This is a genomic window from Adlercreutzia wanghongyangiae (assembly GCF_035989245.1).
In the GTDB taxonomy this organism is placed as follows: Bacteria; Actinomycetota; Coriobacteriia; order Coriobacteriales; family Eggerthellaceae; genus Adlercreutzia; species Adlercreutzia wanghongyangiae.
Genome location: NZ_JAYMFF010000013.1, coordinates 1 through 25,577, shown reverse-complemented (window position 1 = coordinate 25,577; position 25,577 = coordinate 1). Strand labels below are relative to the sequence as shown.

24 protein-coding genes are annotated in these 25,577 nt (G+C 64.1%); 8 read left to right on the top strand and 16 right to left on the bottom strand.

What is annotated here, in order from left to right; all coding sequences use genetic code 11:
• Positions 1–62: 62 nt before the first annotated feature.
• From VIN30_RS07225 to ettA, 5 genes are all read right to left on the bottom strand, one after another.
• Positions 63–830 (bottom strand): zeta toxin family protein, encoded by a 768-nt coding sequence (locus tag VIN30_RS07225; RefSeq protein ID WP_338210431.1) that lies wholly within the window; start codon positions 828–830, stop codon positions 63–65.
• A 1-nt stretch (position 831) separates the two neighbouring features.
• The gene (locus VIN30_RS07220; protein ID WP_338210429.1) at positions 832–1,386 is read right to left on the bottom strand and encodes a helix-turn-helix domain-containing protein; all 555 of its coding nucleotides are present in this window, start codon (positions 1,384–1,386) and stop codon (positions 832–834) included.
• 459 nt (positions 1,387–1,845) lie between these two features.
• Complete coding sequence (locus tag VIN30_RS07215) at positions 1,846–2,955, bottom strand: hypothetical protein (protein ID WP_338210427.1); 1,110 nt, start codon at positions 2,953–2,955, stop codon at positions 1,846–1,848.
• Positions 2,952–3,596: an RNA polymerase sigma factor gene (locus VIN30_RS07210; RefSeq protein ID WP_338210426.1), complete on the bottom strand. Its 645-nt coding sequence runs from the start codon at positions 3,594–3,596 to the stop codon at positions 2,952–2,954. Before VIN30_RS07210 ends, VIN30_RS07215 begins: the two co-directional genes overlap by 4 nt.
• Before the next feature lie 161 nt (positions 3,597–3,757).
• Entirely contained in the window at positions 3,758–5,437 is a 1,680-nt protein-coding gene (gene ettA, locus VIN30_RS07205; protein WP_338210424.1) for an energy-dependent translational throttle protein EttA, read from the bottom strand.
• Positions 5,438–5,577: 140 nt separating this feature from the next.
• Here ettA and VIN30_RS07200 point away from each other — a divergent pair, with 140 nt between their 5' ends.
• The 3 genes from VIN30_RS07200 to VIN30_RS07190 all read left to right on the top strand — a co-directional run bounded on the left by VIN30_RS07200 (position 5,578) and on the right by VIN30_RS07190 (position 6,956).
• Positions 5,578–6,033, top strand: a complete 456-nt coding sequence (locus VIN30_RS07200) for a low molecular weight protein-tyrosine-phosphatase (protein WP_338210422.1) — start codon at positions 5,578–5,580, stop codon at positions 6,031–6,033.
• Between the two features lie 165 nt (positions 6,034–6,198).
• On the top strand, positions 6,199–6,549 hold the full coding sequence (locus VIN30_RS07195; protein ID WP_338210420.1) for a FitA-like ribbon-helix-helix domain-containing protein: 351 nt from the start codon (positions 6,199–6,201) through the stop codon (positions 6,547–6,549).
• Positions 6,546–6,956 carry a type II toxin-antitoxin system VapC family toxin gene (locus VIN30_RS07190; protein ID WP_338210418.1) on the top strand — a complete coding sequence of 137 codons (411 nt, stop codon included), beginning with the start codon at positions 6,546–6,548 and terminating at the stop codon, positions 6,954–6,956. The genes VIN30_RS07195 and VIN30_RS07190 overlap by 4 nt, the downstream gene beginning before the upstream one ends.
• A gap of 3 nt (positions 6,957–6,959) precedes the next feature.
• On the opposite strand, the gene VIN30_RS07185 is transcribed toward VIN30_RS07190, so the two are convergent.
• From VIN30_RS07185 to thrH, 4 genes are all read right to left on the bottom strand, one after another.
• Positions 6,960–7,313: a nitrous oxide-stimulated promoter family protein gene (locus VIN30_RS07185; RefSeq protein WP_338210416.1), complete on the bottom strand. Its 354-nt coding sequence runs from the start codon at positions 7,311–7,313 to the stop codon at positions 6,960–6,962.
• A 33-nt stretch (positions 7,314–7,346) separates the two neighbouring features.
• Positions 7,347–8,222, bottom strand: coding sequence for a class I SAM-dependent methyltransferase (locus VIN30_RS07180; protein ID WP_326424835.1), 876 nt, complete (start codon positions 8,220–8,222; stop codon positions 7,347–7,349).
• On the bottom strand, positions 8,219–10,129 hold the full coding sequence (locus tag VIN30_RS07175; protein ID WP_326424834.1) for an elongator complex protein 3: 1,911 nt from the start codon (positions 10,127–10,129) through the stop codon (positions 8,219–8,221). The genes VIN30_RS07180 and VIN30_RS07175 overlap by 4 nt, the downstream gene beginning before the upstream one ends.
• A 194-nt stretch (positions 10,130–10,323) precedes the next feature.
• Positions 10,324–10,923, bottom strand: coding sequence for a bifunctional phosphoserine phosphatase/homoserine phosphotransferase ThrH (thrH, locus tag VIN30_RS07170; protein WP_326424833.1), 600 nt, complete (start codon positions 10,921–10,923; stop codon positions 10,324–10,326).
• 244 nt (positions 10,924–11,167) lie between these two features.
• Here thrH and VIN30_RS07165 point away from each other — a divergent pair, with 244 nt between their 5' ends.
• Positions 11,168–11,854, top strand: a complete 687-nt coding sequence (locus VIN30_RS07165) for a dioxygenase (RefSeq protein ID WP_326424832.1) — start codon at positions 11,168–11,170, stop codon at positions 11,852–11,854.
• A gap of 152 nt (positions 11,855–12,006) precedes the next feature.
• On the opposite strand, the gene VIN30_RS07160 is transcribed toward VIN30_RS07165, so the two are convergent.
• Positions 12,007–12,930 (bottom strand): Ppx/GppA phosphatase family protein, encoded by a 924-nt coding sequence (locus VIN30_RS07160; RefSeq protein WP_326424831.1) that lies wholly within the window; start codon positions 12,928–12,930, stop codon positions 12,007–12,009.
• A 161-nt stretch (positions 12,931–13,091) separates the two neighbouring features.
• Positions 13,092–13,892 carry a sortase domain-containing protein gene (locus tag VIN30_RS07155; RefSeq protein WP_326424830.1) on the bottom strand — a complete coding sequence of 267 codons (801 nt, stop codon included), beginning with the start codon at positions 13,890–13,892 and terminating at the stop codon, positions 13,092–13,094.
• Positions 13,893–14,395: 503 nt separating this feature from the next.
• On the opposite strand from VIN30_RS07155, the gene VIN30_RS07150 reads away from it, so the two are divergent.
• Both VIN30_RS07150 and VIN30_RS07145 read left to right on the top strand, forming a co-directional pair.
• Positions 14,396–15,274 carry a hypothetical protein gene (locus VIN30_RS07150; RefSeq protein WP_338210411.1) on the top strand — a complete coding sequence of 293 codons (879 nt, stop codon included), beginning with the start codon at positions 14,396–14,398 and terminating at the stop codon, positions 15,272–15,274.
• A 9-nt stretch (positions 15,275–15,283) separates the two neighbouring features.
• Positions 15,284–16,465 (top strand): CapA family protein, encoded by a 1,182-nt coding sequence (locus VIN30_RS07145; protein ID WP_338210409.1) that lies wholly within the window; start codon positions 15,284–15,286, stop codon positions 16,463–16,465.
• On the opposite strand, the gene VIN30_RS07140 is transcribed toward VIN30_RS07145, so the two are convergent.
• The 3 genes from VIN30_RS07140 to VIN30_RS07130 all read right to left on the bottom strand — a co-directional run bounded on the left by VIN30_RS07140 (position 16,462) and on the right by VIN30_RS07130 (position 19,383).
• On the bottom strand, positions 16,462–17,373 hold the full coding sequence (locus VIN30_RS07140; RefSeq protein WP_338210407.1) for a nucleotidyl transferase AbiEii/AbiGii toxin family protein: 912 nt from the start codon (positions 17,371–17,373) through the stop codon (positions 16,462–16,464). The two genes, VIN30_RS07145 and VIN30_RS07140, sit on opposite strands and share 4 nt — an antisense overlap.
• The gene (locus VIN30_RS07135) at positions 17,357–17,986 is read right to left on the bottom strand and encodes a hypothetical protein (protein WP_338210405.1); all 630 of its coding nucleotides are present in this window, start codon (positions 17,984–17,986) and stop codon (positions 17,357–17,359) included. Before VIN30_RS07135 ends, VIN30_RS07140 begins: the two co-directional genes overlap by 17 nt.
• A gap of 278 nt (positions 17,987–18,264) precedes the next feature.
• The gene (locus VIN30_RS07130) at positions 18,265–19,383 is read right to left on the bottom strand and encodes an RNA polymerase sigma factor (RefSeq protein ID WP_338210403.1); all 1,119 of its coding nucleotides are present in this window, start codon (positions 19,381–19,383) and stop codon (positions 18,265–18,267) included.
• Between the two features lie 983 nt (positions 19,384–20,366).
• On the opposite strand from VIN30_RS07130, the gene VIN30_RS07125 reads away from it, so the two are divergent.
• Both VIN30_RS07125 and VIN30_RS07120 read left to right on the top strand, forming a co-directional pair.
• Positions 20,367–23,513: a hypothetical protein gene (locus VIN30_RS07125; protein ID WP_338210401.1), complete on the top strand. Its 3,147-nt coding sequence runs from the start codon at positions 20,367–20,369 to the stop codon at positions 23,511–23,513.
• The gene (locus VIN30_RS07120) at positions 23,500–23,727 is read left to right on the top strand and encodes a hypothetical protein (protein ID WP_326426836.1); all 228 of its coding nucleotides are present in this window, start codon (positions 23,500–23,502) and stop codon (positions 23,725–23,727) included. The genes VIN30_RS07125 and VIN30_RS07120 overlap by 14 nt, the downstream gene beginning before the upstream one ends.
• 139 nt (positions 23,728–23,866) lie before the next feature.
• Here the strand turns inward: VIN30_RS07120 and VIN30_RS07115 are convergent, their stop codons facing one another.
• Complete coding sequence (locus VIN30_RS07115) at positions 23,867–24,130, bottom strand: hypothetical protein (protein ID WP_326426838.1); 264 nt, start codon at positions 24,128–24,130, stop codon at positions 23,867–23,869.
• Positions 24,114–25,577: hypothetical protein (locus VIN30_RS07110; protein WP_338210399.1), on the bottom strand; the 1,464-nt coding region annotated here is incomplete at its 5' end. The genes VIN30_RS07110 and VIN30_RS07115, both read right to left, overlap by 17 nt.

The window sequence follows — 25,577 nt, the reverse complement described above, 5'->3', positions numbered from 1 at the left end:
GGATTTCCCCGCGCCCCGCCCATCGGGAACGATGGGCGGGCCGCGACGATCGCGCTTTGGGTCTATCGGCTGCGCAGCAGTTTGAGCTTCGCCTTCAGCTTCTCGTAATGCCGCTGTTCTTCAGGGCTCCAGGAGCCGAAGAGGGCGTTCTTCAGCGCATCACTGGCGCTGCCCGAGAAGTCGTCGCGGGGATAGAGCTGCTCCTGACCGCGATTGAAGAGCGCGATGCTGTCAAAGAGCCCGCTTTGCTCGAGCACTCCAAGGTTGGTGACGATCTGATCGACGATCTTATTATGGTGGGCCGGGTCGGTGGCGCGCGGTGTGGTGCCGGCGATGCGCATTTCCTCGTAGCGAATCTGGCAGCTCACGAGCGATATCTCCGGCTTCACCGCCATAAGCGCCAGCGATACCCCGTAGCCTCTTTGCCGCAGAAGCTCTGCCGACTTCATCGGCACCTCAGCGGTGCGCAGCGTGCCTTCGATGATGAGGTTGTAGCCAATACGCGAAAGGGAGTCGATGAGCGTTTCCGTCATGCGTCCTGCCCAGGGAGCGGTGTAATTGACAGCGTCGTCCCCGTAGCGGTTTTGCAGTTCAAGAAAACGAGGGTGAAATTTGCGATAGTCGTCGCCGTTGATGCTGATGGCGTTTCCTTGGTTGGCTCGGCGAATTATCTTATGCAGCGTTGTCTTTCCTGCGCCGCTTTGCCCTCCGAGCAGATAGCCCTTCGGTGGTTGTTCCAGTGTCGGTCGATAGGCATTGAGGAGCTTCCATCGAAGCTCTTCGAATTTCTCTCTGAATTCAAGTTCGGTGAAATCTTCAGGGTGGTTCATGTTAGGCCGCCTTTGCAAGTTGGGCTTCCAGGAATTTTTGGAAGCTGATGAGTCGGCCTCGGAGCTCGCTGACGCCTTCTTTGCTGGCGCTGCTGTCGGAAAGGATCTCGGGGATAATGTTGGCAATTTGCTGCTCGATGTCATCGTAGACCATCGCGAGCCCCTCGTCTCCTTCTTTAAGGGCTTCCCCGCGAGCGCGTGAAACTTGGGCCATGATGTCCCAAGCGGTTTCATTGAGCACTTCTTGCTGGAGGGTAATCTCGTAGATGTCGGTCATGTCCATGATCTCTCCTTCTTCGTCGAAGGTTACTTCTGCGTACACGATTTTCTCGACTGACGCGCGCTGCTTGGGAGTGAGCGCATCGCCTTCGCGTTCGAGGCAGCCGGCCATGAACTCGGGGATCATGGCGGCGCGGATGAGATTGGCGTTGGCCTTGGTAGGGACGATGCCGTTCTCGTAGCGCGTGATGCTGGCCTCGCCGATGCCGAGAAGGCGGGCGAAGGCCTGCTGCGAGAGGCCGTAACGCTTGCGGATTTCCTTGATCTGGCAGGACATGTCGGTTTCTCTCATGATATCCCAATCTATCGATGGACTTTATGGGCATATTTTAGCATCAAATTGGGAATTGCGAGAGTAGTTTCTAACATTTTGAGGATAAAATTGGGTTGATTATTACAATCAAATGATTGTATCAAAGTTATTGAAGAGGAAACCAAAAAGATGGCCCGCACAACTTCGTGCAGGCCATCCGGTGGGCTATCGAAAGGTGTGTCTGTGCGCGATCTCTTCTCGTGGGGGTGTTCTGGTTTCTGGTCCAGGTTCTCCCGTAGGGGCGGGCTTCAGCCCGCCCGGAAAGGGAGCGCCCTTGCTCGCGCGGGGCGGCTCAAGCCGCCCCCTACATCGGTCGAATCTCTGGGAAGGGACGGCTCAAGCCGTCCCCTACGGGGCTGGGCCTCTGGGAAGGAACGGCTCAAGCCGCCCCCTACGGGGCCGGGTCTCTGGGACGGGGCGCGTTTACGCGTCGATGGGTTCCAAGGTGAACAGCTTGGGCGCATCGGACGTCTCGTCCAGAATGGCTTCCTTTCCTTGAGGACCTGCGACATCCCAGGCCGCGAAGTATTTGTCGAGAAACTCCGGGCATTTCTCCTCGAAGTCTGCGGCCATGGCGATGCGGTAGGCCTGCTTTTGAGTGCTGCCGTCGTCGAAGGTGGCCGTGAGCGTGATGATCGAGCCATCCAGAACGCGCGCGGCCTCCGCGTAGCCTTCCGTCGCATGGTGGTTGTCGTCGTATCCGTCGGGGCAGGGCGCGATCACGTAGAGACGCGTGAAGGCCGTTGCGGCGGATCCGCCGTCTCCGTAGGTGAGGGCGAACGAGGGGCCGCGTTCGACGCACTGCTCGGGGTCTTCGCCCGCTGCCTTCAGCTGATTTGCCTCTTGCCAATCGAAATACTCGAAGAAGGCGTTCTCGTTGTCGATATGGTAGGACACCGAAGCGAGGTTCGCCCCCTCGCACTGGGCGTCGAAGTTGAAGTAGGTTAGAGCCTCGCCGGGTTCCAGCAGTTCTCCGAATACCGGGTCTTCCTGCCAGCTTTCCCAGCTGGTCACGAAGGCGGGGTGCAGCCAGTTGATGCCCATCGGGCCGTTCGAGGTGACAGGGACGTTCGCCTCCGTCGCCTCGTCGGCCCACGCCTTCAGCACGAAGAAGTTTCCGGCCGGGGAACCCGGAGCGTTATCTGCGGGGTTGTTCGCCTGCTGTCCGACGCTCGGCGCGGCCAAATCGGCGCCTTGCGGGTTGCCAGCCCCCAAGGTGATGGCCCCGGCGCCCGCCAGTATGAAGACGGCAGTGCTTGCCGCAGCGATGGCGAATCGGGCAGTGCGACGGGGGCGCCGCAATATGCTGAAAGGCTTCCGCGGGCCGTCGCTGCTGCTCGGCGCGGCTGCAGGATGATCCTGTGCTTTGCGCGCTTGGAAGGCTTCTTGCAGCTGGGCTCGGGTGCGCGCCGGTGCCTGTTCGGCGCGGATGGTCGAAGCGTATTGCTGCAGAAAGTCGTCTACGTTCGCCGAGGGCTCTCCTCGGTTTTCGAGGTTGCCATGGTGGGGGTTGATCGGGTGGGTATCGCTCATAGCCGAGTCTCCTTCTCGTTGTCGGTGCGGAGCAGGTTGGCGTTTCGGGGCACGGTCGCCTTGCGGGTCGGGAGGCCGCCGCAAGCCGCGTCGCGATCGTCCGAGCCGTTGCCGATAAGATCACGCAGGGCTTCCCGGGCACGGTGCAGGCGCATGCGCACCGCGCCAGCCGTGCATCCCAGGATGCGGGCGATGTCTCCCGTGCTCATCTCTTCGACGTAGAAGAGGTTGATGACCGTGCGCTGGTCTTCGGGAAGACGGCTTACGATGTCCCACAGGTCCGAGAGCGGGTCGTCCCGATTTCCCGACATGTGTGAGCCTTGCGGGGCCGCTTGCGCCAGCCTGCGTTCCGCCTCTTCGCGGTGATCGTCGAGCGAGTCGGTAGCGTGCCGAGCGCGGGCGCGCAGGCGATCTCGGGATTGGTTGACGGTTACCCGAATGAGCCATGCCTTCAAGTGGTCGTCGTTCTCAAAGGTGCGCGGCTTGTCCAAAAGTTTCAAGAACACGTCCTGGTATACGTCCTCGGCGTCCGCGCGGGACCCCGTTTGGCCGAGGGCCACCCGGTACACCGTGTCGCCCCACCGCATCAGCGCCCGTTCTGCCAAACTCGCCTCCTGCTTTCCATGTAAGGGTGTTCGCATGCTTACCTCCTTGCCTTTAATACGAACGGGCGGCGCGAAATGTCACAGATCGGTGCATTATTTTTTGTCGTGACGGGAAGTGGTTGGCATATCAACGAAAGAGCCCTCTCCGACAAAGGGTCGAAGAGGGCTCTCGAAGGCGGCTGTTGGCGTTGCGCCGCTTAGTCGCGGGTCAGCTTGCGGTGCAGGCGGTGGGGCTTGGCGGCCTCCTTGCCCAGGCGCGCCTCGCGGTCGGCCTGGTAGCTTTCGAAGTTGCCCTCGAAGAAGTGCCAGCGGCCGGGGTTCTCGTCGTCGCCCTCCCAGGCTAGAATGTGGGTGGCGATGCGGTCGAGGAACATACGGTCGTGGCTGACCACCACCGAGCAGCCGGGGAAGTCGAGCAGCGCCGCTTCCAGGCTGGAGAGCGTTTCCACATCGAGGTCGTTGGTGGGCTCGTCCAGAAGCAGCAGGTTGCCGCCCTCCTTCAGGGTGAGGGCCAAATTCAGGCGGTTGCGCTCGCCGCCCGACAGCACGCCCGCGGGCTTCTGCTGGTCGGCGCCCTTGAAGCCAAAGGCGGCCACGTAAGCGCGGGACGGAATCTCGGTCTCGCCGACCATCATGTAGTCGGTGCCGCCCGAGACCACTTCCCACAGCTTCGTGTCGGGGTCGATGCCCGCGCGGTTCTGGTCGACGTAGGAGATCTTCACGGTCTCGCCGATCTCCAGCTCGCCGCTGCTCAAGGGTTCCAGGCCCACGATGGTCTTGAACAGGGTGGTCTTGCCCACGCCGTTGGGGCCGATCACGCCCACGATGCCGTTGCGGGGCAGTTCGAAGGACAAATCATCGATGAGCACGCGGCCGTCGAACTCCTTGTGCAGGTTCTTCGCCACGAGCACCTTCGAGCCCAAACGCGGGCCCACGGGAATCTGGATCTCCGCGAAGTCGAGCTTCTTCGCCTTGCCGGCCTCGGCCACCATGGCATCGTAGTTGGCCAGACGGGCCTTCGACTTGGCCTGGCGCGCCTTGGGACTGCTGCGCACCCATTCCAGCTCGCGTTCCATACGCTTGGCGAGCTTCGCCTGAGCTTGGCCCTGGGCGGCGATGCGGGCGGCTTTGGTTTCCAGATAGGTGGAGTAGTTGCCCTTGTAGGGGAACAGTTGCCCGCGGTCCACCTCGCAGATCCATTCGGCCACGTGGTCGAGGAAGTAGCGGTCGTGGGTGACGGCCAGCACCGCACCCGGGTAGGTCTTCAGGAACTGCTCCAGCCACAGCACCGACTCGGCGTCCAGGTGGTTGGTGGGCTCGTCCAGAAGCAGCAGGTCGGGGGCCTCCAACAGCAGGCGGCACAGGGCCACGCGGCGACGCTCGCCGCCCGACAGGATGTTTACCGGCGCATCGGGGTCGGGGCATTGCAGCGCGTCCATGGCCTGGGAGAGCTGGGAGTCCAGATCCCACCCGTTGGCGGCGTCGATCTCGTCCTGCAGCTTGCCCATTTCGTCCATCAACGCATCGAAATCGGCGTCGGGTGCGGCCATCTCCTCGCCGATCTGGTTGAAGCGTGCGACCTTGGCGAGCACGTCGGCGAAAGCCATCTGGATGTTCTCCAGCACCGTCTTGTCCTCGTCGAGCGGCGGCTCCTGCTGCAGGATGCCCACGGTGTAGCCCGGCGAGAGGCGCGCCTCGCCGTTGGACACCTCTTCCAGCCCGGCCATCACCTTCAGCAAGGTGGACTTGCCCATGCCGTTGGGGCCCACCACGCCGATCTTCGCGCCAGGGTAGAACGACAGGGTCACGTCATCGAGAATGACCTTGTCGCCCACGGCCTTGCGTGCCTTGTACATTTGGTAGATGAACTCTGCCATGATGCTCCTGTTCCTTGCGTCCGCCGCAGCCGCGCCGCAGCGAGGGCGTTTAATGCTTGAGCGGTATTTTCCCAGAAGCGTGCCGTGGGCGCTATGGTGCTTATGCGATACTGGAAGAAAACCGCGACCAAGGGGGCTTTATGTACCGCATTCTGTTCGTTTGCCACGGGAATATCTGTCGATCGACTATGGCTGAGTTCGTGTTGAAGGATATGGTGGCCGCGCGTGGGATGGCCGAGCGCTTTCATATCGAGTCGGCGGCTACGAGTACCGAGGAGATTGGCAACCCCGTGCATCCTGGCACGCAGGCGGTGCTGCGGGCCCATGGCATCGGCGGCTTCGAAGGCAAGCGTGCCCGGCAGCTGCGGCGTGCCGACTACGGCGATTTCGATCTGATCATCGGCATGGATGCGGCGAACATGCGCAACATGGGACGCATGCTCGGGGGCGATGCGGAAAGCAAGCTGCACAAGCTGCTGGAGTTCGCCGGCTCTGCGCGCGATGTGGCCGACCCGTGGTACACGGGCGACTTCGACACCACCTACGAGGATGTTTGCGACGGATGCGCAGGCTTGCTGGGGTACCTGGGGGTGTAGCCGGGTATCTGTCTGCGCAGGCGCCCTTTCTCTCTTTGGCAGGCGTTTGCGATACGCATCAAAGGAGTGCAGGCAGAACGTTGAGCGGGTTGAACCGCCCTCTGTCATTGACTGATATGTTCTGAAAAACTATAATGCATGTATAATACATGTAAGGAGATGAGGATGCCGGCGCTGCAGGTTCGAGAATTCCCCGATGACCTTTATGAAGAGCTGCGCGTTTTTGCTGCGCGGCACCACCGAAGCATGGCTCAGCAAACTGTTGCATCGGTTGAAGCGGCAATACGCCAAGAACGCGCGGAATCTTATGCGCCCCGACTCGTTCCTTTCGAGTTGCCGCCCCAGCGGGAGGCTCGTCTTGCGAAGCGACGCATGATTTTGGAGCGCGCTTCCCGCCGCAAAGCGGAGCGGGCTGAGGACATTCCGTCTCCGCTTGCTATGCTTGAGGAAGCTCGTGCCGAGCGCGACTCAGATTTCGATAGGGTGATCGGGGAGGTTATGAGGGAAGTGCGATGATCGTCTTGGATGCCAATGCGGCGGTCGCAATCGCCCTGGGAACGGAAGACGGAGGGGCGCTTAAGGCCCTGCAACTGGAAGAAGAGCTAATTGCGGCGCCTCAGCTTCTGCATGCCGAAGTCGCCCATGTTCTGACGAAGTATGTTCGGGGTGGGTATTGCGATGCGGCGGAGGCGGTTGCCGTAGGGCGGGACGCTATGGCTCTTGTCGATGAATACTACGAAGATGCTTCGCTCTGGACGGAGGCGCTCACTGAATCAGTTCGTCTGGGCCACTCTTCCTATGATTTGTTCTACCTCGTTTTGGCGCGACGGCTCGGGGCCACGCTTTTTACGCTCGACAGGAAGCTTCAAGCACTTTGCGCCGCCAATGGTGTGAGCTGCCTCTGGATCGATAGCGAGTTCTAGGTACTACTTTTTCAGCAGGTGTCGGATGGCCGCTGCGGGGTGGTGCAGCAACATGCGGGGGCCGGCATAGCGCATGACGGCGCGGATCTGCTCGCGCTGGGTGGCGGCGTAGCAGTGGTTGCCGCACTCCTCGCAGCTGGTCTTCTGGTGCATCGACCGGCAGCGCTCGGTGCGCAGGACGCAGTAGTCGTCCAGGCTCTTGCAGTCGGGGCAGAGCGCCTCGCCGGCGAAGCTCGTTTCGGTGCGCATCGCCTTGCCGTGGTTGCCGGCGCAGTAAATCGCCACCATGTTCGAGATGGTGCGTTTCTCGCGCTCGCGTCGGCGAGCAATGGCGGGGGTGTCGGGCGTCTTGGTCATGGGGCGCACTTTAGCAAATGAGCGCGGCGTTTCTCAGATGCGTTGCAAAACTACATAACGGTTGAGGTTGCCTTGTTTGCCGTCGGCGGAGAAGCGGGCCAGCTCGTGGAAGGTCGGGCCGGGGAAGGGGGATTGGTCCAGTTCTTGCTGGGCGGCTGCGAGGAGGGCATCTATCTCATGATCGTCGGCGTGGTGGCAGAAACGGTAGACGCCCTGCGCATGCTGCCAGCCCAACAGATAGTCGTTCGGCTCGAGAGACGGCAGGCGGTGGGCGGCGCGGCCCTCGGCAGTGGTCGCAGTGGCCTTGGCGGCAAGGCGCGGGTCGTTCAGGAACTGCCAGAAAGACACGACGGCGAATCCGCCGGGACGCAGAGCGCTCGCGAGTCCTTGGAGGGTGCGGGCGCGCAGGTTGAAGGTCGGCAGGTGGTGCATGAGCCCAAAGGCGACGGCCAGGTCGTGTGAATGGTGGGGGAGGCGGTCGGCGAAGACGCCACCGAGGAGAGATTCGACAAGATCAAAGGTTTGGAATTCCACGGCGATCCTGCCAGGAAGGCCGCCCTCGGGGGCGACAAGTGCGGGGCAGTTGTCGATGGCGGCCACATGTACGGGGATGTCCGTGCGCTCGGCGAGAAACCGCTCAAAGCGCAGGTTGCCGCAACCGAGGTCGAGGATGTTGAGGGGCTGGTCTGCCGGCCAGGGATGGCGTTCGCCGATGATTTCCCAGGCCTTCTCCCAACCGTGCCAGGGGGTCTGTCGGGTGGCGGAAAACGACGCGGCCTCGCGGGCGTAGAAATTGGAGGTGAGGGCGTTCAGCTTGCGTATGACAGAGGCCGGGTAGGCGCCAACGAGCGGTGCGGCCCGGTGCCCTGCGGCAGCGGAGGAGCTGTTTGGCTGATCGGCGGCGCTCATGGCAGGGGTCGCCTCTGATACAGGCCGTTATCCTGAAAGCCCAGGTTGCGGTAGTAGACGCGGGTGCCCACGGCGCTGATGACGTTTGCAGCGTGGTAGCCGGCCTCGGCGGCCTGGCGGCAGGCCTCTTCCACCAGCTTGCGTCCGAGCCCCAAGTGCTGGGTGCCCTCGCCGGTGCGGTGCAGGGCGGCCACCTTTCCGTACACGTGCACCTCGCGGATCATGGCTTCTGGCTTTTCGGGGGTTCCCGCAGCGGGGAGGTCTTCCGACTCGCTTCGCTCGCTCAGGATGACACGGGTGGCGTGCTCGTTCGGGGTAGCATTGGCCGCGCGTTCGTTCGGGGTAGCATGAGGGGGTTGCTCAGGTAGCGACAGACGGCAGAAGCCGGCGATTTTGCCCTCGGGGGTGACCCACTGCAGGAAGCGCTCTTCGGTGTTAGCGGTGTGGTAGGGAATGGTTTCCAGAACAAGGTCGCTCACCTCGGCGCCTGCAATGGAGATCTCACGGGAGCGGATTTCCGCGACTACCGCGCCCGATACCTCTACAGCGGCTTCCACGATCTGGCGCAGGTTGGTCTTCTTGTTGCCCACGAGGATGTCGGTGGCCGATATGTCGCGGATCATACGCGAGATGCGGGTCCACGGCGGCGTGGCCAGCACGTCGGCGGCCAGAACGTCCACGAGCTCTTCCTCGCTGTAAGGGCGCCACTGACCGCCTTCGAAGCACTCGGTCAGGCGGGCGCTTTCCACGAGGCAACAAGGGTATAGCTTCACTTCGTCCGGCAGAAACGCCGGGTCGGTGACCAGGCGACGGTAGTCGGCGATGTCGGCGGCGGGGTCGGCTCCCAGCAAGTTCACCATGAAATGCACGTGGCTCTTGAAACCGAACAGGCGCAGCAGGGCCATGGCCTGCGCGATGCGCGCGCCGGTGATGGCGCGCCCGTTGACGGCGAGCAGGTCGTCCCGCAGGCTCTGGATGCCGATCTGCACCTTAGTGCAGCCGAGCGCCCGCAGGTCGCGGCAGCTTTCGGGGGTAATGAGGTCGGGACGTGTTTCCACCACCAGTCCCACCACGCGCTTGGCCGCCGTCTCGTTGGCGCGGTGCAGGGCCGCTATGCCGCTCCAACCGGGATCGAGGGGTTCCAGGGGTGCGGGCGCGGTGCCGTAAACCAGCTTCCAGGCTTCGTTGTAGCCGAGTTCGCCGCTGTTGATGCGCTGCTGCACGTCGGCTGCGGCGCGGGGCACCTCGTTGCGTTCGCGAGGGAGGCCCGCTGTCTCGTAGCGTGCTCGGCGGGTCGCCGCCTTTCGCGTGCGTTCCTCGTCACTCGCGTTCAGGGCACAGAACAGCTCGCCGATGAACCAGCGCTGATAGGAGGCGGGATAGTCGCTCCACGTACCTCCCAGCACGATGAGCTCCACCTTGTCGGTCACGTGTCCCATGTCGGTAAGGGCGGCAAGCCGCGCGGCCACCTGCAGGTAGGGGTCGAACCAGCAGCGCTCGGCTCGTTGGCAAGCGGGTTCATCGGCCAGGTAGCTTTTCGGCATGCGGATGTCGCTGGGGCAGAACACGCAGTCGCCCGAGCAGGGCCACGGCTTGGTGAGTACGGTGATGGTGGCCACTCCCGACGCAGTGCGCCGCGGCTTGGCCTGCAGAAGGCGCACCAGGGCCGCATCCACCTCGTCGCTCACATCCCACGCGGCCCACCGCTCGGGCTCCGTGGAACGCACGTGCAGGTAGAAGGGGAGCAGGCGTCGCTTGGCCACCCGCCGCGTGCCGTCGTGGGCCGCGCGGTTGTGGCGGCGCACCAGCTTGTCCAGCCATACGGCATCGGCGGCCGCATCCGCGTTCCGGCCACCCACGGCGCCTTCGCGCAGGGCGGCGATTATTTCCAGGAGTGCCTCTTCCATGGGGCGATTATATGCGATGGTCGTGCAGTCGAATGACCGCATTTTGCCAGTTGCGATGCAGCTCGGCTGTCCAGTGGGGCGAAAACTGCCCAAAATTGGACGGAAAACGACGGAATTCTACGGATTGAAGGGGAAACGGGCTGCCAGCGAGCCCGTTTCTGCATCACAACCGCAATTTCGCGGCATTTTCGGCCTTACAGCGCGCCCTTGATGGCGGCCAGCAGCTCGTCGTAGGTCTCCAGGGCGGGCAGCTCGGGGTGTTCGGCCTTGATGGCGTCGGTGGAGCGGAACAGGAAGCCGGCTTTCGAGTTCAGAATCATGCCCAGGTCGTTGTGCGAGTCGCCGGCGGCGATGGTCTGGATGCCGCAGGAGTGCAGCGCGCGCACCGTGGTCAGCTTGCTCTCGGGGCAGCGCATGCGGAAGTCGGTGATGGCACCGTCGTCGGCCACCACCAGCTCGTTGCAGAACAGGGTGGGCCAGCCCAGCTTCTCCATCAGCGGCTGGGCGAACTGCTCGAAGGTGTCGGAGATGATGATCACCTGGGCAATGCTGCGCAGCTCGTCCAGGAACGCGCGGGCGCCCTCCATGGGGTCGATCTTCGCGATAACGGCCTGCACGTCGGGCAGTCCCAGGCCGTGCTCGGCCAGAATGTCCAGGCGCCACGCCATCAGCTTGTCGTAATCGGGCTCGTCACGCGTGGTGCGCTTAAGCTCGGGAATGCCCGATTCCTCGGCGAACGCGATCCAAATCTCGGGAACCAACACGCCTTCCAAATCGAGGCATACGACGTTCATGGCACAGCTCCTTCCTCGCCGCGCGCCCGTCGCGCGCGTCCTGCACTCAGCAGGGTAGCGCAGCGGGCCCGCGCACGGCCGAACGAAGCGGGAAGGCGGGCGGCCCCGCGCCCCCAATGGCTGGTGATTTCACGTGGAAAGCGTCACGGCGGGGAAGGGGAGGGGCACTTGCTGGCGTATACTGGGGCGATCTTTTCCGCCCGCAGAGCGGGTTCGTGCGCGAAGAAACGAAGGGAGGCGGCTTGTGGCCAAGGTGATCGAGGCGCCCTACACCCAGGGAGTGCGCGATGCCGAGAAGGTGCTGGCGGTGCCATCGGTGGTATCGAAGGCGCCGGGCATCGTGATGCAGGGGCGGCGCATCCGCTCGCTGGTGTTTTCCACCGATCTGGCCGTCATCTGCCACTGCAACGCCGATGCGGTGCTGGCGGTGTACCCTTTCACCTGCCAGCCGGCCATTACCCAGGCGCTGGTGGGCGTCTCGCAGCGTCCCGTGCTGTGCGGCGTGGGCGGCTCCATCACCCAGGGCGAGCGCTGCATCGAGGTGGCCCTGCATTCCGAGATGCAAGGCGTGGCCGCCGTGGTGGTGAACACGAGCATTCCCCTGGACACCCTGCGCGGTCTGGTGGAGCGTGTGACGGTGCCCGTGGTGGTTACCGTGTGCGCCGCCGACGAGGTGGCCGAGCGCCAGATTGCGGCGGGCGTGACCATGGTGAACGTGGCTGCCGGCGCGCGCACGGCCGAGGTGGTGCAGGCGCTGCGCGGGCGCTATCCCGAACTCCCCATCATTGCCACGGGCGGCCCCGACGACGCGTCCATCGAGCGCACCATTGCCGCCGGCGCCGATGTGGTCAGCTGGACGCCCCCCGACATCCGCGCTTTGGAGCGGGCCGTAATGGAAAAGGCCCGTCGCCTGGCGAAAGCGCAGTTGTAGGGTCATCCGCGCCGCAGGGGGGGCGCTTTCGGAGGTGCCTGTAATCTTCGTAGGGGGCGGCTTCAGCCGCCCCGGTGAGAGTTGTGCCGCTTGGGAGGGCGGGCTGAAGCCCGCCCCTACGGAGGGCTCCTCTGCGGGGGGGCTCGTGGGGGCTACAGCATGCACTCCACCAGGTAGCCCTCGCGGATGCCGTACTTGCACACGGTGATGGTGTCGGCTCCCAGCGTTTCCATGACCGTGCGTGCGATGACCATGCCGGGCACCAAGGTGTGCACGCGGTCGGGGCATGCTTTCACGGCGCTGTGGGCGAAGGTGGAAGGATCCGTTTCCAGCAGGTTGAACAGGCGGTCGATGGCGGCGCGCGGCACTACGGGCGGCTTGGACGCCACGCCCAGGGCCTGCGCCTGCATCTTGGCGATGGCGCGCACCGACCCGCCGATGCCGTACAGGCGCTCGGCGCGGTAGCCCTGCTCGTCGGCCAGGGCCTCCAGGTGGGTGCTCAGGGCCGCGGCGATGGCGCGGCATTCCTCGGCGGTGGGCAGCACCAGCGACACGAACTGCGCATAGGACGACACGCTGCCCTGGGGCAAGCTGGCGCCGCCCGGATGGGTGCGCGGGTGCCCTGTGTCGGTGAGGCTCGTCAGCTCGGTGGAACCGCCGCCGATGTCGATCAGCGTGCCACTCCACATGTCCTGGCCGATGCGCGCACCGGCCCAACCCAGGCGCGCCTCCTCGGCCGCCGTCAGCACCCGCACCCGGGCATCGATGGCCCGCTCGATGGCCTTCACGGCCTCGTCCGAGTTGCGGCAGTTGCGCAGCACGGCGGTGGCGAAGATGTCCACGCGATCGCAATCCAGGTTGCGGGCGCTTTTCAGGTGCTCCTGCAGGATATCCGCGGCGCGCTGGATGCCCGCGTCGCTGAACAGACCGTCTACCACGTAGGCTGCCAAGCCCGCCATCTTCTTCTCGTCGGCCAAGGTGCGGAAGGGCTTGGCGGCATCGGAGTGCCGCTTCACCTCGTAGATGACGAGGCGCACGGAATTTGAGCCGAGATCGATTACGCCGTAACGGGCCATGGCCGTCCTTTCGTCGAAGGGGGTGCGGAAGGGGGGCGGCCCGGATGTCGAGCCGCCGGTAGTGTAGCAGGAGCGCAGCCGCCACGATGCGCCGTCGGCACGCGGTGCGCGGCCGGCGGCGCAAAAGCGGGCGTCTTCCCCCGGATGCCCGCGAGATGGCGCTAGTTGGCGATAACCACGCGGTAGTGGGCGTTGTCGCCGCAACAGGTCTGCAGGATGATGGACTCGCCGTATTCGGTCACGCGGGTGCGGATATCTTCCCAATAAGTGTCGTCGGGCACGATGAACTCGTCGACCACATGGTAGGTGCGCGAGGCGCCCTCGCCGTCGCATACGGTGACGGGATCGCCGTTCTTCAGGGTCATCACGCAGGTGAACGACCCGGGGTTATGCCCGATGAAGTAGCCCCAGCTGCCGTCGGTGGTGCTGTCGGAGCCCATCCACAGCCCAGCGCCCGACGAGGGGGCCGACGCGGTTTCGAAGGAATCGATGTAGGGCATCACATCGCCGTTTACATCGATGGTGTCGGGTTTCATGGCGCCATCGTCAACGGCGCTCTCGTCGCTGAGCATGGCCAGGGGGTGCTCAGCGTCCATCGTGGCATCGTCGCCTTCGCTCTCGTCGGCCGTCGCGTCCACCCGCGGCAGCGTGGATGCGGCCTGGGATGCTTGGTCGTGGGCGGCGCTGTGCTGGCTGGCCACGGATGCGCGGCTGGAAACGGCTTCCAGAGCCAGCTCGTCGTGCAGCATGCCGAACTCGGTGGCCATGGCGACGGCCTCCTCCTGGTCTTCGTACACGATAATCGAGACCACCTGCTTGGTGATGGAGGTGTCGGCGGCGGCATCGGGAATGGGCTTCATGGTGGGATCGAGGGCGGGCTCCAGGGCGTAGGCCATGCCTCCCGCCAAGCAGAGGGCGGCCACGCTGGTGAGAGCGGCGGCGAAAACCTTCGGAGCTTTCATGCTTCTTCCTTTCACGAGGCCTTTCGGCAGGTTCTGCGAGCGGGGGTGCCCGGTTGGCCGAACCCTTCGTGACGCGGGGCTCGTCCCCAAGCGGTTCCCGTCACGAGATATCATAGGGTGAAAAGGTAAGGAATAGGCTCTGAACTGGGCTTTGTTGGATGCTTGTATGAGTCGGTTAACTTTCGCGGAAGAAAGTCACCGTCTCGTCGCGGGGGTGTAATCGCACTGTTGACGGGCGTCAGCAAGCATGGGGAATCTGTGGTCGGCCGGTGCGGAAAGCGTGCATGCCGCCCCTTTGGCCCGGGTCATCGAAAAGCGCGGTATGCGGGCTTTTCGCGAAGAGTGATGCCGTGGTTGTGGCAAAACGGCCGGCGGCCTCTATAATGGTTCAACTTGACAATTTCAATGGACGCAACCGCGCGCCCCGTCGACGATCGGTGCGGCGCGCCCCATTCCAAACGAGCTTCAAACGCAGGACAGACGAACAAGAAGGTTGATCATCCATGGGAACCTACCAAGACGACCGCGCCGGTGCCGCACCTGCTCCCGGCGCTCCTGATTACCCGCAGGCCGACGGCGCTCCGACGCGCCCTCCGCAGGGCTCGCGCGGCAAGATCACCACGCGTCCCTCCCGCGAGAGCATCCTGCAATCCTACGCTTCCCAAGACGAGATGCGCGCTCGCAACGCACGGCTGCGCTCGCAGCAAGCCTCCCAGTCGGTGGCGGCCAGCGCCGCGCAGCGCGATGCCGATCGCGTTGCGCGCCAGCAGGCCCTTGCCGCCCAGCAGCGCGAGCAGGAGGCCTACCGCGCCCAGCGCGAGGCCGAGCGCGCTGCCCGCAACGGTCACGGTGCAGCGCCGGCCCCGGCGCCTCGCCGCACGCGCGTGGTGCCCCCGCTTTCCTCCCAGGAAAGCTACGACCTTACCCGTTCCTCCATGGAAAGCTATGAGCGAGCCCGTGCTTCGCGCGACGCGCTTTCGGAAACGCGCCGAGGTCGCGCCATGAATCGCGAGGTCATCGACGGCCGCGGCAGCATCGATTCGCGCACCTTCAACGAGAGCCACCAGATTTCCGGCTACTCGCGGGACGAGCGCGACCGCCCCGATCCCATGCTGGACACGGTGACCGCGCGCACGAATTGGCGCTCGCGGGCCGGCCAAGGGTTCGACGCGGTGCCTGACGGCGGCGCTCCGGCGCACGGTTTGCCCATGCGCCCGCGTCACAGCTCGGGCAACGTGGGCTTCTCGGGAGTGATGAGCGGGCGCGCCGATTACAGCGCCCCGGGCGGCCCCTTGGCGGGAATTCCGCCGTTTCTGAAGGTGACCGTGCCCATCATCGTTATTCTGCTGATTGTTATATTGTTCCTCGTGTTCTTCAAGTAAAGGCCCCCTATGTACGCGAAACCGCAGTGTCCGCCCCTGGTTAAGATCATCGTCGTTGTCGTTATTGCCATCGAACTGGCGCTCGTGGGCTTTCTGGCCTTCGGGCGTGCCTCTGCCCAGGATGGAGGTGCGCCGGTGGAAAGCACGACGGTCGATGCCGGCCAGCAGGAGCCTGCTCAGACGCAGGCGCCCGCCGATACCGCCAGCGATCAGGCCGCCGATGAGCCCGCTCCCGAGCCCGTCACGCTCACGGTTTCGTTTGCCGGCGACTGCACATTGGGCGTCAGCGCCAAGTCCGACCCAGACGTCAGCTTCAATGCTCGCTATGAAAAGGAGGGTGAGGACGTTTCCTACTTCCTGCGCAACGTGGCCGACCTTTTCGGGGCCGACGATCTTACCGTGGTGAACATGGAGGGCGCCTTAACGGACAGCTCGGATTCGGCCGACAAGGACTACGCTTTCAAGGGCACGCCCGACTACGCGAAGATTCTGGGAGGCTCCGGGGTGGAGGCGGCGTCGCTGGCCAACGACCACGCGCGCGACTATCAGGAGCAGGGCTACAACGACACCATTGAGACGCTGGATGCCAACGGGGTGTCGTCTTTCGGCGACGACCGCATCGCCTACCGGGACGTGAAGGGCGTGAAAGTGGCGCTTATCGGCGTGTGCGCGATAGAGGGCAGTGCGCCCGAGAGCTATGCCCAGCAGATGACCGACAACATCGCGAAGGCCAAGGCCGAGGGTGCCCAGCTGGTGCTGGTGTACGCGAACTGGGGCGTCGAGAAGGACTATACGCCCCAGGAGTCGGATATGCTGCTGGCGCGCCAGGCCATCGATGCCGGAGCCGACCTGGTGGTGGGCTCGCATCCCCATGTGGTGCAGGGTTGGGAAGTGTACAACGGCCGCTACATCGTGTACAGCCTGGGCAATTTCTGCTTCGGCGGCAACTCGAATCCGAAGGACAAGGATTGCCTTATCTTCCAGGAAACGTTCACGGTTACGGGCACCGAGGTGGCGCCGGCTACCGAGAACGACGTGAAGTTCATCGCCTGCTCGGTGTCGTCTTCCTCGAAGCGCAATAACTACCAGCCTACGCCGGCCGAGGGCGAGGATGCCGAGCGCATCTTGGGGAAGGTGCAGGAGTCCACCGACAAAATAGCCGCCATGGCCGCCGACCTCCCCGCCGCCTAAACCTCCTGCCTCCGCAGGAACGCCGCAATATCCCCAAAAACCGAGGCCGCCTCGTCGTAGGGCATTGTCTCGTAGAGAAGCGGGGCTGTGACGTGCTCGTAGTCGTGGCGGTAGGCCTCTTTGGCGGCAATGTGTTCGAGAAGCGCGGGAATGTCCATCTCCGGCTCGGCAGAAGGGCAGCGATAGCCTCTAAGGCGCTGCGCTCTTACGGTGCGCATGAGGGCGGCGAGGTTTTCATCTAGGCTAATGCAGCGCGAGAGTTTTCGCAGGTCGTATACATGACGTGATTGCCGGTGGGGTATTTCGCCCGCGAGATAGTAGTCGCACAGTGCATACACCTTATCGCAAAAGGTCCGCTCCATGGAATTCGCAAGCACTTCGAAGGGGCCCAGATCGTATTCCTCGACGAGTTCGTCGTAGCCGTTTTGCACACAGAACTCTCCGATATAGCTTTGCAATGGCCGAAGTTGAGCCGGATCCGCTGGCGTCATAACCGCCGTCTCTGCAATGAGTTTATCGGTGCTTTCGGTTCCGTCTGCTGCGGGGATGGGGATGATGAAGCGATTAAACTCTCGTCGACTTCGCGTTGATTCAAGGTTTTCTATGACGAGGTCGAGCGCATTGGCGGCGGAGACGACGGCCCGCTTCATCCCTTTTCTCATGCCTTCGGTAGCATGTGCGCTCTGTATGCCCAAATCAACATCTTCTGAAAAACGATCGATGACTCTATAACACTTAGAGAGACATGTTCCTCCCTTGAACACGAGGAGCGGGTTTACCTGAGCCGCCTTCTTGAGCAGGGATACGGCAAAATAATCCTTTACGACATAGGCTTCGGCGGTGCCTAGGCCGAGGGCGCATTCCGTGGCCATCTGCTGAAAGAGGCCAGCATCATTGTGCAAATACATGGTAGCGCTCGCATTCTGCCAGTTTTCTGGCGGTTCGGGCCGGATAGCTTGTCGAACAGTCGTAGATCATGGTGCGGCCAGCCTTGCGGGCGAGTTCCTTAAGAGCTGCCATCTCCCATTCGTCGTAGAACTGAATGCTCTCCTGGGTGATGAGATCGAGGAAGCGAAGTGCGTCGACGTTTCGTTTTGTTATGGGTCGCCGCGGTTTTCTGAGGGTGATTCGTCTCCATCCGCCAAAGGGCTTGACATCGCGAACGCGCATTGATTCCTTGTTTGTGGTCACCTCCAACGTGATGGGTACCTGATCTGAGACACCAACTTCATTTGCCAGGTTAAACCCAGAGATGTAGCCGATGGTGTCGTCGCCCGCTTCAAGCCAGCGTTTTCGCGCAACCTTCCGAGCCGACGGTATCGACTTTCCGATGCGGGTTTCGATGGGGAGGTAGTAAATGCCGCGATCGTAGCGGGCGAGTGATCCTTCCTCCATGGCGGCATTGATTCTCTTGTATATGGACTGGCGGCTGATATCGGGGAATGTGGCGATGATCTCCTCAATGAGGATAGGTTCGTTTTCCCCGAAGCGCGCTTTGAGTATGTCAGCAAATTTCTCCATGGCCTGATTGTAGGAGATGAAGCGAAGGTTTACAAAAATCTCTATAAATTGTAGAAATTTGTAAATCACAAAGAAAATGAGAGAGGGCCGAAGGGTGCATTAGCGTTGAGTGGGCGCGGGGCCGATAGGGGATTAGACGCCAGCCGAGGGCGTTTGGATCGTTCGCCCTCTTAGGGACGGCCTTCGAGCCTGCCCCTCTTGTAGGGGCGGCCTTTAGGCCGCCCGTCTACCCGCATCTCTCAAGGAGCGCGCCGAAGTCGGGGAGGCGAAGGATTTCCCTATCGCTCCGCTGGGGCTGGCTGGATGGGTTTGATGTCGCAGGTGATGGGGGAGGTGGTCTCGTTGCCCTCGGCGTCCGTCATGTGCACGGTGTAGGTGCCGCTTTCCAGAGAGAACCACCAGGTGCTCTCGGCGGCGCTGGGGCTCTCGCGGTCGATGGCCACGGCGTGCGTCACAGCGCCGCCTTCGCCCACGCACCACACGTCCGCCACGCCCGATTCGTCGCGCACCGTAAGCATCGTCAGTCCGTCGGCGACGCGCGATGACGCCAACGACGGCCCCACGGCATCGGGGGCCTCGAAAATTTCTGAAGCTGAGTCGGCCAAAGGCACCGGATCGTCCGCCAATGGCTGTACCGCAGCCAACTGCATGGCCGCTCCCAGCATCCCGACAGCCGCCACGGCGGTCACCGCTGCCACTGCGCGCGTTCCCCAATCAAGCCACGATGCGCCCCGACGCGAACGAGGCGGGGTGCCCGGCGCCATGCGGTGTTCCACGGCCTCGGCAAGCAGCGCCGGCAGCGGCACGCCCACGGGCAGCATGCCCAACTTGCGCCGCAGCGTGGCCAGGGCCTGGTTCAGCGTGTTGCGCACCGTGTTGCGGGAAATGCCCAGTTCATCGGCAATGTCTTGTACCTTCATGTCCTGATAGAACCGCATCAGCACCATGTCGCGCTCGCGGTCGCTCAGGTCTTCTTGCAGCGCACGGGCCAACCGCTCGCTGCGATCGGCGGCGGCCAGGGCCTCTTCGGGGCTGGCTGTGTCGCCATGCCCCTCGTGCGCGCCGGCCGCCTCCACCTGCGCCTCCAGTTCGCCTTCCGAGGTCGCCGGTTTCGGCGTGTTCTTCGCGGCGCGGTAATAGCGCAGCGCCAAGTTGCGGGATGTGGTGTTCAGGTAGGCCACGAATGCTCGCGGCCGGATGTCGCCGATCTTCTTCCAGGCAATCTCGTACACCTCTTGCAGCAGGTCGGTTGCGGCCTCCTCACCCACGCGCCCCAACAGGGTGAAGTACTGCGCTTGCGCCGTGCGACGGTACAACTCGGCGAACGCCTCCGCATCGCCCTGCTGCGCCAGGCGAACCAGCTGCGCCAACTCTTCGTGGATGTCGCCGTGGGACACGTCGCCGCCTTCCGTTACATGCCGTTGCCGGGGATAATTTCCGTGCAGTATACACAACGGCTGCGTGTGTAAAGCTCTCGGATGTACGGGGGAAAACGACGCAGACGACCGTTGCATTCCATCAAATGACAAGGCATTATGTCGAAGATGTGAAGAAAGCGAAGTCGATCAGTCAATTTTTGTGCGCAGCCGCAGGAGGGAGGATGTCTTCAAGGAAGATTACATAAGGAGGGCGTTCTGTCTATCGAGCGCCCTTTTCGTGCAAAGGGGACATTATGAGAGAGGATCGGAACCCTTGTCTCGCGACGCCTGACGTCGCGTCAACGACTGTTGCGTCCAGTTGTGGAAATCGCCGTCGCAGCGGGAGGCGTGCCGCTCCTCGTTCTCTTTTCGGACGTGTTTTAAGAATATCCCTGGCGGTTTTGCTGGCCGCGACTTGCTTGCCGTTTGTCCCCACTCCGCAGGTACAGCAAGCAGAAGCGCTGGAGGGCACGACGAAATACTCGGATTTCTTCCTACCAGGAAATCGCGGAGGCGAGCCGGCAGACTTTCTCGATGAGAACACTCTTCTCGTAGCGTCGACGGCGCCTACCGCTCCCAACGAGCCCCCTAATTTCGCATACCGGGATAATCGGTGGATGAGCAGCGCCGGCTTCGTAAGTATGCAACCTGTTTCTTTGCGCAATAGCTGGATAGTGGAAGCGGCGGCAGTTATCCCGAATTTTGATTTAGCTTCAGATAAAAGACTGCAGTCTACTTATCTTGCGGCCGGCCTGTCGACGACTAAATCGGCTGAATCTCTTTACGGATACTTCTCCTACGCCCTAAACCAAAAAGAAAACGATGGGAGGATAACGCAGAATTTGCGAAACTACCGCGTGGACAATAGCATCGCCCAAAATCCGATAGGTGATGCGGCTTACCCGTACTTCTCGGGGCGCAGCGCGCCATTTGTGATTGCTTATGATTATGCAAGCAGTACGATGAAGGTTACTTACAACAACGCCACACTGTCGCTTCCAAGAGTGACATCAGATTGGCTAGTGACCAACGAGGCATATCTGGCGATATACGGCGGCATCAACTGGAACAACACTGATGCAGACCTCTCAAATCCAAGAGCTCCATTAGGGCTGGATGTCACCGTAACGTTTAAATCCATGTCGCTTCCCAATCTCTCGCCCGAGATCTACGATGTTACTCTCTATCGTGCCGATGAGAGCACCGTCATCGGCAAAGATGACACCGTGCAGAAGGGCGAGAAGGTGCAGGTGCGGTGTACTGTGCGCAACGCCAGCTCCAAGGCCGGCAGCGAGCAGTACCCCATGCACGTGAAGCTGGCTAACACCGCCGAGCACCCCACCAAGGGGCTGACCCCCTTCGTGGACGGCAGCCACCCCGTGCAGGTGAAGCAGGGCGGCGGGGACTTTTCGAACGTGGCCACCTCGGCGAGCGACGACACCGTGTCGGGGAAGAACGGCGTGCCCGTCACCCTGGTGGGCAACACGCCGGTCACCGTGTCGTGGTGGGCGGAGATCTCCGGAGTCGAGGGCGGCGCGGTCACGCTGTCGCAGCAGCTGGTCGAGGACTCGTTCCAGGGCAGCCAGTACGCCACCGTGGAGCTGGTGGACGAGCACCCGCTCACGCCCGGCGACGGCACCGGGTCGGGCGTCCCCGGCAGGGACTGGCACTACACGCGGCTGCCCCTGGCGAACGAGAACGGGTGGAACACGTCGCCGGTCACCGTCACCTTCTACCCGGGCGACTACGACGTGATGGACCTGGCGCCGTCGGAGGGGGCGGCGAAGTCGCTCACGGGGGCCGACCCGGCGTGGACGCGCACGCCCGACACCGCCGGCATCGACCTGAACGCCCAGGCGAGGAACACCGCCACGGGCGCCGTGTCGGTGCAGAAGGCGGGCAAGGTGAAGATCGACACCTCGGCGCCGCGCATCGAGGACGGCGGGGCGCTGGGCTACACGCTCACCGACGTCCCCGCCGACGCCTCGAGGGCGACGTCGGGCGTCTGGCGGCTGCACCGCACCGACAAGGCCGGCTCGGCCTCGGCGGCGCGGGCGTCGGCCGGCGAGTGGCCCCGCGAGTTCCCCCTCGACGGCGCCGAGGGCGACCGCAGGGGCGAGGCCACCCAGGCCGTGGGCAAGCTGCCCAACGGCTACTACCGGGTGGAGGACGCCGCCGGAAACCTCACGCCGGCCGACGCCATGCTGAAAGTGGGCGACACCGACCCGCCCGCCGTGGAGCGGCCCGACCCGGGCGACCCGGACGGCCCCGAGCCGGCCGGCCCGCCCTACGACCCCGGCAGCGACCCCGTGCCGCCCCCGACCGTCACCGAGGACGGCGAGGGGCTGAGGCACGCCGTGATCGAGGAGACGGTGACCGAGATGATCGATCCGGCTGCGCCTCCCTTCGGGGGCCTGCTGGAGAAGGCCGAGGCGAGCGCCATGATGGACTACCGCTACGCCTCCTCGTCGACGGCGGCCCCCACCACGCAGGTCGACGAGCTGCTGGACGCCTCGGGCAGCCCCATCGCCTCCTTCGACACCAAGGCGCCCGGCGCGTGCACCGTCAGGCGCGTGATCGCCGACTCGCAGGGCAACACCACCACCGTCCTGCTGCACTACCGGCTCACGCGGGACAGCTGCCCGGTTATCAGGCCGCTGGAGCCGAAGGACCCCGCCGACCCGTCCGGCCCGAAGGAGCCCGGAGAGCCGATTGAGCCCTCGGGTCCGGTAGCGGAGGGTCCCGACGGCACGCAGTCGACCGAGGTGGAGTGCGAGGTGACCGAGACCGTGTCGCACGGCACCATGGACGGCTCGAGCGCCGAGGCCCTGCTGCGGCGCCACTTCCTGCCCACCAACGCGGACGGCGGCAGCGGGGTGACCGTCACCGTGCAGTCGATGAAGAACGCCTCGGGGGGGGGTATCTCCGCCATCGACACCTCGCGGGCCGCCGACTACCTGATCACCTACCTGGTGCGCGACGCGGCCGGCAACAGCACCACCGTGCGGCTCACCTACCACCTGGTGTCGTCCCACGTGCCGGGCGTCATCGTCGCGCCCGACCCGGGCACCGACCTGGTGCCGCGCCCCGGCGACGACCCGCTGAACCCGAAGCCGCGGCCCATCGACCCGCCGTACCCGCCCACCGTGGCGCCCGACGGCACCCAGCACGCCGTCATCGATGACGCCATGCGCGTGCCCGTGCAGCAGGGCAAGACCCTCGGCCTGGCAGACGCCCGCAGCCTCATGCTGCGCCGCTACTCCTTCACGCCCGAGGGCGGCGGCGCCATGACCGAGCTGTCGCTGGCCCTGGCCGACGCCCAGGGCCGCGCGGTGGACGCCATCGACCTCTCCCGCCCGGGCTCCTGGCTCATCACCTGGAGGGTGGCCGACCAGAACGGCAACACCGTCACCATCCGCCTGCGCTATTTGGTGGTGTCCGATCCGCCTTCGGTAACGCCGCTCGATCCAACGAATCCCGGCAACCCTAGCGGCCCCTTGGGTCCCGACGGCGCCAAGCCGCTCGAACCCACCACCATCGTGGTCGATGAGAACACGGGTCTTTCCCACGCCGTGGTGGAAGACCGCATGGTGACGGGCACCTACAGCCAGCCGGCCACAGCCGACACCATGGCCCAGCTGTTCGCCGAGCGCTACAAGCTGGCCAGCGCCCTGGCCGACGGCAAGCTGACCGCCGGCCCCATGCGGCTATTCGACGCGGCGGGCAACGCCGTGGTGGTCATCGACCGCAGCAAGCCCGGCACGTGGCTGGCCGAGCAGGTGTTCACCGATTCGGCCGGCAATACCACTACCATTCGCCTCACCTACGAGGTGCAGGAAAGCACTATCGGCGATGGCGGTGTGGGGTCGGGCGATGGCAACGGCAACGGCGGCAGCGATGCCACGGCGGGGGACGGCTCGGGTAAACTGCGCCCCTCGGGGTGGGCCAGCCGGCTTACCCAGCTTCCGCAAACGGGAGGTCCTTTCGGCGCATGCCCGCTGCATATGATGTTCGTGCTGCTGATGCTGCTGACGAGCGCCTACGCCATGATGCGCCTGCGCCAGAACCAGCGCGACACCCGGAAGGAGGCCTGTCGTGAAACCTGTTGATTGGCTGCTGTTCAGCCTGGTGATTCTGGTAGCTATTGTGTTGGGTGCCCTGCACTTGTGCCCTTACGATTGGCTGTGGGCTGCCGTGACCGTAGGCGTCGTAGCGTTCTGGACCTGGCTGCTCACCAGGCAGCATTTGAACAATCGCAAGGATGAGCGTCTGCAGGCACGGACATCGGCGCGGGAACGAGATTGGGCAAAGAAACGCCCCTGAACCTCCCCGCCTCTTCCATTGCGGGTTCGCTCTACGGGTTGTTTTCTCAGAGATAAAATCAACGGGCAGCGTCACTGGTGAACGCTGCCCGTTGATTTCTTTTATACCCGTTGATTTCTTTTATACCCGTTGATTTCTTTTATACCCGTTGATTTCTTTTATAGCGGGCTTCCTGTTGGCGGTTGGTTTTGCTGCGGGCTGATTTGCGGTGGATGGTCCAGGCCCACAGGGCTACCACCAGGATGGTGGCGGTGGCCCACAGCCAGTCGACGGGGCAGATGCGCAGGGCTACCAGGGCTAGCGCCGTGAGCACGACCACTCCGAACACCAGATAGTCGAGGGGCTTCAGGCCGCCTTGTTGCGGGCGGCGGGCGTCTTCGCGCCGGCTATCGCGCGGTTTCATAGCGGCTCCTCTCGCGGTCGTCCTTTTCCTGGCGCAGGCGCATCATGGCGTAGGCGCTGGTCAAAAGCATCAGCAGCACGAACAGCATGTGCAAGGGGCAGCTGCCGAAGGGGCCTCCCGTTTGCGGAAGCTGGGTAAGGCGGCTGGCCCAGTCGGAGGGCTTCACCTTGTCGCCGTCGCCCGTGTTAGCGCTCGAACCCGCGCCGTTGCCATCGGCGCTGCCACCGTCGCCGCTGCTGGACACCGATCCGTCGGCGCCGCCGCGCTGCACCTCGTAGGTAAGGCGGATAAGCGTGGTGTTGCCAGCGGAATCGGTGATGAGCTGCTCGGCCAGCCACGTGCCGGGTTGGCTGCGGTCGATGGAACTCACGCTGTTGCCCGCCACGTCGAACAGGCGCATGGGGCCCGCGGTCAGCTTGCCGTCGGCCAGGGCGCTGGCCAGCTGATAGCGCTCGGCGAAGAACGCTTCCATCACGGCGGGTGTTGCGGGTTCGTTGTGGGTGCCCACCACCACGTGGTCGGTCACCACTGCGTGGGTGAGGCCAGTTTCCGGGTCAATGGTGCTGGATGCGGGTGGAAGAGGCGTGGGCGTGCCACCGGTGGAGCCGCCCGTTCCATCGCCGGGCTTCACGCTGACGGCGGGGGAGTCGGCCGCCACCAAATAGCGCAGATGCACCGTGATGGTGTTGCCGTTCTGGTCGGCCACCTTCCAGGTGATGCGCCACGAGCCGGGGCGGGAGAGGTCGATGGCATCCACCGCGCGGCCCTGCGCGTCGTCCAGATGCAGCTCCAACTCGGACATGGCGCCGCCTCCTTCGGGCGTGAAGGAGTAGCGGCGCAGCATGAGGCTGCGGGCGTCGGCCAGGCTGAGGCTCTTGCCGTCCTGCACGGGCACGCGCATGGCGTCCTCGACGTCGGCGTGCTGGGTGCCGTCGGGCGCCACGGTGGGCGGGTACGGCGGGTCGATGGGCCGCGGCTTCGGGTTCAGCGGGTCGTCGCCGGGGCGCGGCACCAGGTCGGTGCCGGGGTCCGGGGTCACGACGACGCCCGGCACGTGCGAGGCGACCAGGTGGTAGGTCAGCCGCACGGTGGTGCTGTTGCCGGCTTTGTCCCGCACCAGGTAGGTGATCAGGTAGTCGGCGGCCCGCGAGGTGTCGATGGCCGACAGACGGCTGCCGGCGGCGTTGGCCATGGACTGCACGGTCACCGTGACGCCGCTGCCTCCGTCCACGTCCGTGGGCAGGAAGTGGCGGCGCAGCAGGGCCTCGGCGCCCGAGCCGTCCATGGTGCCGTGCGACACGGCCTCGGTCACCTCGCAGGCGACCTCGACGGACTGGGTGCCGTCGGGGCGCGTCGCCACGCCGCCCGTCGGGGCCAGCGGGTCGCCGGGCTCCTTCGGCCCGGACGGGTCGGAGGGGTCCTTCGGCTGCAGCGGCCTGATGACCGG

Excerpts from the sequence above, each read along its gene's own strand:
- VIN30_RS07150 (WP_338210411.1), top strand. The coding sequence starts at position 14,396 with ATGGGAACCTACCAAGACGACCGCGCCGGTGCCGCACCTGCTCCCGGC.
- VIN30_RS07175 (WP_326424834.1), bottom strand. The coding sequence starts at position 10,129 with ATGGAAGAGGCACTCCTGGAAATAATCGCCGCCCTGCGCGAAGGCGCC.
- VIN30_RS07210 (WP_338210426.1), bottom strand. The coding sequence starts at position 3,596 with ATGCGAACACCCTTACATGGAAAGCAGGAGGCGAGTTTGGCAGAACGG.
- VIN30_RS07115 (WP_326426838.1), bottom strand. The coding sequence starts at position 24,130 with ATGAAACCGCGCGATAGCCGGCGCGAAGACGCCCGCCGCCCGCAACAA.
- VIN30_RS07140 (WP_338210407.1), bottom strand. The coding sequence starts at position 17,373 with ATGTATTTGCACAATGATGCTGGCCTCTTTCAGCAGATGGCCACGGAA.
- VIN30_RS07125 (WP_338210401.1), top strand. The coding sequence starts at position 20,367 with ATGAAGGTTACTTACAACAACGCCACACTGTCGCTTCCAAGAGTGACA.
- VIN30_RS07220 (WP_338210429.1), bottom strand. The coding sequence starts at position 1,386 with ATGTCCTGCCAGATCAAGGAAATCCGCAAGCGTTACGGCCTCTCGCAG.
- thrH (WP_326424833.1), bottom strand. The coding sequence starts at position 10,923 with ATGAACGTCGTATGCCTCGATTTGGAAGGCGTGTTGGTTCCCGAGATT.
- VIN30_RS07200 (WP_338210422.1), top strand. The coding sequence starts at position 5,578 with ATGTACCGCATTCTGTTCGTTTGCCACGGGAATATCTGTCGATCGACT.
- VIN30_RS07190 (WP_338210418.1), top strand. The coding sequence starts at position 6,546 with ATGATCGTCTTGGATGCCAATGCGGCGGTCGCAATCGCCCTGGGAACG.
- VIN30_RS07160 (WP_326424831.1), bottom strand. The coding sequence starts at position 12,930 with ATGGCCCGTTACGGCGTAATCGATCTCGGCTCAAATTCCGTGCGCCTC.
- VIN30_RS07225 (WP_338210431.1), bottom strand. The coding sequence starts at position 830 with ATGAACCACCCTGAAGATTTCACCGAACTTGAATTCAGAGAGAAATTC.
- VIN30_RS07135 (WP_338210405.1), bottom strand. The coding sequence starts at position 17,986 with ATGGAGAAATTTGCTGACATACTCAAAGCGCGCTTCGGGGAAAACGAA.
- VIN30_RS07180 (WP_326424835.1), bottom strand. The coding sequence starts at position 8,222 with ATGAGCGCCGCCGATCAGCCAAACAGCTCCTCCGCTGCCGCAGGGCAC.
- VIN30_RS07215 (WP_338210427.1), bottom strand. The coding sequence starts at position 2,955 with ATGAGCGATACCCACCCGATCAACCCCCACCATGGCAACCTCGAAAAC.
- VIN30_RS07145 (WP_338210409.1), top strand. The coding sequence starts at position 15,284 with ATGTACGCGAAACCGCAGTGTCCGCCCCTGGTTAAGATCATCGTCGTT.
- VIN30_RS07185 (WP_338210416.1), bottom strand. The coding sequence starts at position 7,313 with ATGACCAAGACGCCCGACACCCCCGCCATTGCTCGCCGACGCGAGCGC.
- VIN30_RS07195 (WP_338210420.1), top strand. The coding sequence starts at position 6,199 with ATGCCGGCGCTGCAGGTTCGAGAATTCCCCGATGACCTTTATGAAGAG.
- VIN30_RS07155 (WP_326424830.1), bottom strand. The coding sequence starts at position 13,892 with ATGAAAGCTCCGAAGGTTTTCGCCGCCGCTCTCACCAGCGTGGCCGCC.
- ettA (WP_338210424.1), bottom strand. The coding sequence starts at position 5,437 with ATGGCAGAGTTCATCTACCAAATGTACAAGGCACGCAAGGCCGTGGGC.